This is a genomic window from Microbacterium sp. Bi128, from assembly GCF_918698205.1.
In genome coordinates this window covers 1-6844 of sequence record NZ_CAKKMM010000211.1, presented here as the reverse complement: position 1 = coordinate 6844, position 6844 = coordinate 1, and the positions used below count along the sequence as shown (strand labels likewise).

Annotated in this window: 7 protein-coding genes; 2 read left to right on the top strand and 5 right to left on the bottom strand. The window is 71.2% G+C overall.

Annotation, left to right across the window (positions count from 1 at the left end):
- On the bottom strand, nt 1-1628 hold a 1628-nt coding region (locus tag LQV45_RS14830; RefSeq protein WP_230007690.1), incomplete at its 3' end, for a glycerol-3-phosphate dehydrogenase/oxidase.
- 113 nt (nt 1629-1741) lie between these two features.
- Between LQV45_RS14830 and LQV45_RS14825 the strand changes: the two genes are divergently transcribed.
- On the top strand, nt 1742-2704 hold the full coding sequence (locus LQV45_RS14825; protein WP_230007689.1) for a sugar-binding transcriptional regulator: 963 nt from the start codon (nt 1742-1744) through the stop codon (nt 2702-2704).
- 9 nt (nt 2705-2713) lie between these two features.
- Here LQV45_RS14825 and dhaM read toward each other — a convergent pair whose 3' ends face one another.
- From dhaM to LQV45_RS14805, 4 genes are all read right to left on the bottom strand, one after another.
- Nucleotides 2714-3448 carry a dihydroxyacetone kinase phosphoryl donor subunit DhaM gene (gene dhaM / locus LQV45_RS14820; RefSeq protein ID WP_230007688.1) on the bottom strand — a complete coding sequence of 245 codons (735 nt, stop codon included), beginning with the start codon at nt 3446-3448 and terminating at the stop codon, nt 2714-2716.
- Nucleotides 3445-4086: a dihydroxyacetone kinase subunit DhaL gene (gene dhaL, locus LQV45_RS14815; protein WP_230007687.1), complete on the bottom strand. Its 642-nt coding sequence runs from the start codon at nt 4084-4086 to the stop codon at nt 3445-3447. The genes dhaM and dhaL overlap by 4 nt, the downstream gene beginning before the upstream one ends.
- Nucleotides 4083-5078, bottom strand: coding sequence for a dihydroxyacetone kinase subunit DhaK (dhaK, locus tag LQV45_RS14810; RefSeq protein ID WP_230007686.1), 996 nt, complete (start codon nt 5076-5078; stop codon nt 4083-4085). Before dhaK ends, dhaL begins: the two co-directional genes overlap by 4 nt.
- A gap of 87 nt (nt 5079-5165) precedes the next feature.
- A complete protein-coding gene (locus LQV45_RS14805; protein WP_230007691.1) occupies nt 5166-5867 on the bottom strand; it encodes a 1-acyl-sn-glycerol-3-phosphate acyltransferase in 702 nt (233 codons plus the stop codon).
- Nucleotides 5868-6025: 158 nt separating this feature from the next.
- Between LQV45_RS14805 and LQV45_RS14800 the strand changes: the two genes are divergently transcribed.
- Nucleotides 6026-6844: FKBP-type peptidyl-prolyl cis-trans isomerase (locus LQV45_RS14800; RefSeq protein WP_230007685.1), on the top strand; the 819-nt coding region annotated here is incomplete at its 3' end.

Genomic DNA, 6844 nt, shown 5'->3' with positions numbered 1-6844 from the left:
GCGGTGTCCCAGCCGAGCGGGCCGGCGACGGCCTCGGCCACCTCGCACAGCGTGCGCTCGGTCATCCCGCCGACGAAGGCGAGATGCGTCCGGCGCAGCAGCACGTCGATGAGGTGGACGACCTGCTCGTTCTCCGCGATCCAGGTCAGCTCCTCGCGGTAGTAACCGGGGGCGTGCTCGAGAGCGGTGGGCTCGGCGGGCAGCACGGCGAGGATCGCGTCCGCGCGGGTGCCGTAGCGCTCGAGCATGGCATCCACGAGCTCGGCGGAGTGAGCATTCGTGCGGGCAGCCACCCAACGACGGCGCTCGGCGGGCGTGGTGGGGAAGCCTTTGCCGCCGCCGATGGGCAGGCCCTGCGTGCTCACGCGGTGCGGGCGGCGCAGCTTCTGGAGCGTCTTCATGCTGAGGTGCTCGGCGAGGGCGCGGAACGTGGTCCACTTTCCGCCGACGAGGCTCATCGCGGGGGTGCCGCCGATCTCGTCTTCGACGATCCGGTAGTCGCGCGAGACGAAGCCGGGGGCGGTGTCGTCGTGACGGGGGAGCGGACGGATGCCGGAGAAGGTGTAGACGATCTGCGACCGGTCGACCGCCACGGTGGGGAAGACGTGACCGATGAGGTCGAAGAAGTACTCGATCTCGTCGTCGGTGCACACGACCGGCTGCGACGGGTCGGCGTCGATGTCGGTGGTGCCCACCAGGACGCGGTCCTTGAGCGGGTAGATGAGGACGATGCGACCGTCGGAGTGCTCGAAGAAGATCTCGCGACCGCCGGTGGCTGCCAGCAGCTCGGGGTTGTCCAGCACGACGTGCGAGCCCTTGGTGCCGCCCATGAACTGCGTCGGCAGTCCCATCGCGCCATTGGTGAGGTCGGTCCACGGTCCCGAGGTGTTCAGGATGACCTTGGCCGCGACCGAGAACTCCTCGCCGGAGAGCTCGTCGCGCACACGCACGCCGTTCTCGTCCGCGCCGACGGCCGAGACGTAGTTGACCGCCTGGGTGCGGCCTCCGCCGGCGACGATGCCGTCGTGCAGCACGTCGAGAGCGATGCGCTCCGGGTCGTGCATGGAGGCGTCGAAGTACGTGGCGGTGTAGGCCAGGTCGGGGTTGAGGCGCGGGAGCGCCGCGAGCGACTTCTTCTTGCCGAGGAAGGTGTGGCGGGGAACGGTGCCACCGTCGCGCGAGAAGGTGTCGTACATGATGAGGCCGACCTTGATCAGCAGCGCGCCGCGCTCGTTCGGCTTGCCGCGGCCGTGGGTCACGAGCAGGCGGAAGGGTGCCGAGAGGATGCCGGAGAACGTCTTGTAGATCGGGATCGTGGTCTCGAGCGGCTTGACGTAGTGCGGGGCCGTCTTGATCAGGTCGTTGCGCTCGGTGACGGCTTCCTTCACGAGACGGAACTCGCCGTTCTCGAGGTAGCGGATACCGCCGTGGACCATGTGGCTCGAGGCCGAGGAGGCGCCCGAGACGAAGTCGCCGCGCTCGACGAGGGCGACCTTCACGCCCTGGAGGGCGAGGTCGCGGAGGGTGGCGATGCCGTTGATGCCCCCTCCGATGATGAGGACGTCGAGGTCGTCGGCGTCGCGGAGCGCCTGGACATCGGCGCGAATCGAAGAAGAGGGGGACGACATGTCGACTGCGACCTTTCGTTGTGGGTACGCGAAACAGGATGCGCGTCGCTGCACGTTGTTGCAAGCCCCTTGAACAAACGTGCAGAATGGGCAAGGCGGAAAGGCTGGGGACGATGACGCAGACCGAGGAGCGCTCGCGCGATGCGCTGCGCGCCGCGCAGCTGTACTACATGCAGGACCTGACGATGGATGCCATCGCCCACGAGATGCGCGTCTCGCGATCCTCCGTGTCGCGGCTGCTGCAGCACGCCCGCGATGTCGGCCTGGTGACGATCTCGATCAGCCCGCCCGACGACGCGCGCGGCCAGATGGCTCAGCGCATCGCCGACCGCTTCGGGATCACCGCGCACGTCGTGCCCACGCCGTCGCGAACGTCGGAAGCCGAGCGGCTCGAGCGGACGGCGCTGACCGCCGCGCGCATCCTCGCGGAGCGCATCGAGTCGTCGATGACGGTCGGAATCGCCTGGGGGTCCACGCTCTCGGCGATCGCGCGGCACGTCCCCTCCAAGGACGTGCCCGACACCCACATCGTCCAGATGAACGGGGCGGCCAACCTCCGTACCTCCGGCATCCCGTACGCGGGGGAGATCCTGTCCCGCTTCGGGGCGGCCTGGTCGTCGTCGGTGCACCAATTCCCGGTGCCGGCGCTCTTCGACGACCCGAGGACCAAGCAGGCGATGTGGCGGGAACGGTCGGTGCGCTCGGTGCTGGAGATCCAGCAGCGCGTCGGCTTGTTCGTCTTCGGTCTCGGGTCCCCCCACGCCGACGTGCCCTCCCACGTCTACAGCGGCGACTACTTCGACGAGCGTGATCGCGCGATCATCGAGCGGGAAGGCGTCGTCGGCGACTGCGCGACGGTGTTCTACCGCACCGACGGGTCGTCCGGCATCCCGGAACTCAACGCCCGCTCCAGCGGGCCCGACCTCGACACGGTCCGTCGCATCCCGCGCCGGTTCTGCGTCGTCTCGAGCCTGTCCAAGCTCGACGCCCTCCGCGGCGCACTCGCCGCGGACCTCATCACCGAGCTGGTCGTGGAAGAGGCTCTCGCGCGCCGCCTGCTCAGCGTCACGCGCTGAGCCCGTCCGTCAGACCTCGCCGAAGCCGTCGTCGATCAGCACGCGGAGTTCGGCGAGGGCGTCCCGCGCCTGGGGGCCGGAGGCGGTCACCCGCACGCGGGAATTCTGACGGATGCCGAGCGCCATGAGCGCCAGCAGGCTCCGCGCCGAGACCGGCTCGGCACTGCCGTCGAGGTCGGCGATGCGCACGTCGGCATCGAAGCGCGACGCGGCCTTGACGAAGGTCGCCGCGGGCCGAGCGTGCAGTCCGGACGGGTTGACCACGGTGGTCTCGAACGACAGCTCGTCGGCGGTCGGGGCCGCGGGCGGCGGCGCTGCGGCTTCCGCCGCGGTCTCCGGCTCGGCGGAGCCGAGCTGGGCGCGCTTCGCGTCCGCGGCGCCGGCGACCTCCGCGGCGACGTCGGCGAGGGAGGACCCTCCGGCCGCCGTCACGACGGCGCTGACCAGCCCCTCGACGAAGGGGGCCGGACTCAGCACGACACGCTGGGGTGTAGTGGCGAACTCCAGCGCCATCTCCGCGCTCAGCAGCGCCGACCCGAGGTCCATCAGCACGAGGACGCCGTCACCCGAATCGGCTGCATCCAGCGCTTCGGCGATCGCCGCGGCGTCCGTCCCGAGGTCGCCGTCCGGTCCGCCGGCGGCCACCCGCACCGTCGGCGGATCGTCACCGCCCATCTGCAACGCCAGGTCGACCGCCGCCTCGGCGAGGGGGCGGCTGTGCGAGACCGCGACGATGCCGATCACCCGCGCGCCGCCAGGCTGTCGCGGAGGGTCTCGAGCAGCAGCGCCGACGACGCCGCACCCGGATCGATGTGCCCCGCGCTGCGCTCGCCGAGATAGCTCGCGCGACCCTTGCGGGCGACGAGGGGCTCGGTGGCGTCGCGTCCCTTCGCGGCGGCTTCGGCAGCGGCGGCGGACACCGCCTCGACATCGGCGCCGGCGGCGACCGCGTCGTCCCAGGCCGCGACGGCGGGGCCGAGCGCATCGATCATCGTCTTGTCGCCGGGTTCGGCCTTCCCGCGGGCGACGACCCCGTCGACACCGGCGCGCAGCGCCGCCCCCAGGGCTACGGCATCCGCGCCGTCGGTATCGGCGAGAGCCGGACCCATCCGCAGGAAGAACGTGCCGTAGAGCGGTCCGCTGGCTCCGCCGACCGAGGACACCAGCGTCATCCCGACCGTCTTGAACAGCTCGGCCGCCGACGCCGGGGGCGTCTCGAGCTTGACGACGACGGCATCCAGCCCCCGAGCCATGTTCGATCCGTGATCGGCGTCGCCGATCGCGGAATCCAGAGCCGTCAGCTCGTCACGATGCTGCTGGACGGCGTCGCGGAACGCCCGGATCCAGGCGACGAGGTCGTCGGTGGAGACCACGTCGCTCATGCGCCCCACCGCAGGCCGGGCGTCACGACGGGGGCGTCCCACAGGCGCAGCATCTCGTCGTCGGCTTTCACGACCGTGAGCGAGGCGCCGGCCATGTCGAGGCTCGTGATGTAGTCGCCGACGAGCACACGCTGCACGTCGATCCCGGCCTCGGCCAGGAGCGGGGCGATCTCGCCGTACAGGAGGTACTGCTCGATGAGGGGCGTCCCGCCGAGGCCGGACAGCAGGACGATCGCCGAGCCGACCGGGTCGCCGAAGTCATGGACGATCGGGTCGACCATCATCGTGGCGATCTCGTGCGCGGTGGCGACCTTGACGCGCGAGCGGCCCGGCTCGCCGTGGATGCCGACCCCGACCTCCATCTCGTCGTCGGGGAGCTCGAACGTGGGGTGACCCACGGCGGGCACGGTGCAGCTGGTCAGAGCGACGCCCATCGAGCGCCCCGCCTCGGAGACCCGGCGCGCGAGGGCCGCGACGGCGTCGAGATCGGCACCCTCTTCGGCCAGTGCGCCGACGATCTTCTCGAGGATGACGGTCGTGCCGGTGCCCCGGCGACCGGCGGTCCATGTGGAGTCCGTCACCGCGACGTCGTCGGCGACGACGACCGACTCGACCCGCACGCCCTCGGCCGCGGCGAGCTCGGCGGCCATCTCGAAGTTGAGGACGTCGCCGGTGTAGTTCTTCACGATGTGGAGGACGCCGGCGCCGGAGTCGACGGCCTGAGTGGCGGCGAGCACCTGGTCGGGGGTGGGGGAGGTGAACACCTCGCCCGCCGCGGCGGCGTCGAGCATGCCGCGGCCGACGAACCCGCCGTGCATCGGCTCGTGGCCGGAGCCTCCGCCCGAAACGAGTGCCACCTTGCCCGCGGGGGTGGGCTCGCCGCGCAGGATCACGCGGTTCTCGGTGTCGATGCGCAGATCGGGGTGGGCGGCGTGGATGCCGCGCAGAGCCTCCGCCAGCACGTTGTCGGGGTTGTTCACGAACTTCTTCACGGGTGCCTCCTCGTCGTGGCTGCGGCGGGTTCGGGCCCGCCCCTTCAGACCCTGCTCGCCGCGGGCCCCCACGTCAAGGGCGACCGGTCAGATGCGCTCGTGCGGGAGCACCTGCTTGATGCGTTCGAGCGGGTTCTGCGCCGGGACCTCGTTGTAGGCGTTGGCGAGCTCCTGCTCGCTGAGGGCGTGGATGGCGGCCATGATCTCGTCGGTCGCCCCGCGCCGTGCGCGCCCGGACGAAGCCGCACCGTGCGGAGAGAGGTCGAGGGGCTCGCCGAAGCGCACCGTGATGCGCTCCCTCGTCGAGGGCACCTTGGCGCCGACGGGCATGACCTTGTCGGTGCCGATCAGCCCGACCGGAACCACCGGGGCCCCGGTCTGCAGGGCGAGGAAGGCCACGCCGGTGCGCCCCTTGTACAGGCGCCCGTCCAGGGACCGCGTGCCCTCCGGGTAGAGGGCCACGGCGCGCCCGTCCTCGAGCAGGGCGCGCTGCTGGTCGAGAGCGTCCAGCGCCGCCTGCCCGGCGCCGCGCTCGACGGGGATCGCGCCGATCGCGGTGAAGAACTGCCGGGAGGCCCACTTCTCGAAGTACGTGGACTTCGCGAGGAAGTGCACGGGCCGGGGGGATGCGACGGGGATGGCGATCGAGTCGATGAACGACAGGTGGTTGCTGGCGAAGATGACGGGGCCGGTGCGGGGGACGTTCTCGCGCCCCTCCACGCGGGGCCGGTAGACCGCACGTGCGAGCGGCGCGATGAAGAAACGTCCGAGGCCGTACGCGGCGCCCATCTGCTTCGGGGGGACGGTGGGAACGCCCTCGGTCTCGTCGGAACTCACTCGACGAGGCTACTGCGCGCCGCATGCGTCGCCGTGCATGGGGCTCCCAGCGGCGCCAAAGCCGGATAGGGGATGATGGGGCGGTTCCCGTCGTCTCCGAGAGGTCTGCCGTGCGCATCCGCCCGATCGCTTCCCTGTCCGTCGCCGCTGCCGCGGTCCTGCTCCTGGCGGGCTGCACCGGCTCGTCCGACGAAGCCCCGACCCCGGACGCCAGCGGCTCGGCCGACGCGGGACAGTGCCAGAGCGCGCTGTCGCAGGGCGCTGTGTCCGACGACGTTCAGGTCTCCGGTGATTTCCGAGGCAAGGTCGAGGTCACCCTTCCGACCGGCTACACCCCGGCCGGTCTCGAGCGCAGCACCCTCGTCGAGGGCTCCGGTGACCAAGTGCGCGCGGGCGACGTACTGCGTGCCAACTTCACCCTCATCGACGCCGCCTCCGGTCAGGTGCAGCTCGAGACCCAGACCACGGCGCCCGACGGGATGGACACCCTGATCTCGTCGCAGCAGATCTTCGGTGCGGCACTGGAGTGCGCGACGATCGGATCGCGCACCGTCTCGGCGTTCCCCGCGGGTGCGCTCGGTGAGGGATCGCCGGCGTTCGTGCTCGTCGCCGACGCGATCGAAGAGCTGCCCACCCGTGCCACCGGCACCGAGGTCGCTCCGGCCGAGGGCATGCCCACCGTCACCTTCGACGACAACGGTGCGCCCACGATCACGATGCCCGACGCCCCGGCGCCCACCGAGACGCGGGTCGAGAACCTCCGTCAGGGCGACGGCGATGTCGTGAACCCGGGCGACCAGGTCATCGTGCAGTACACCGGAGCCCTCTACGACGGCGGCACGGTCTTCGACTCGAGCTGGCAGCGCGGCGCCCCCGCCGAGTTCGCCACCACGGGCGTCGTTGCGGGCTTCCGCAAGGCGCTGGAGGGC

Coding starts and splice junctions, on each gene's coding strand:
- LQV45_RS14825 (WP_230007689.1), top strand. CDS start 1,742: ATGACGCAGACCGAGGAGCGCTCGCGCGATGCGCTGCGCGCCGCGCAG.
- dhaL (WP_230007687.1), bottom strand. CDS start 4,086: ATGAGCGACGTGGTCTCCACCGACGACCTCGTCGCCTGGATCCGGGCG.
- LQV45_RS14805 (WP_230007691.1), bottom strand. CDS start 5,867: ATGGGCGCCGCGTACGGCCTCGGACGTTTCTTCATCGCGCCGCTCGCA.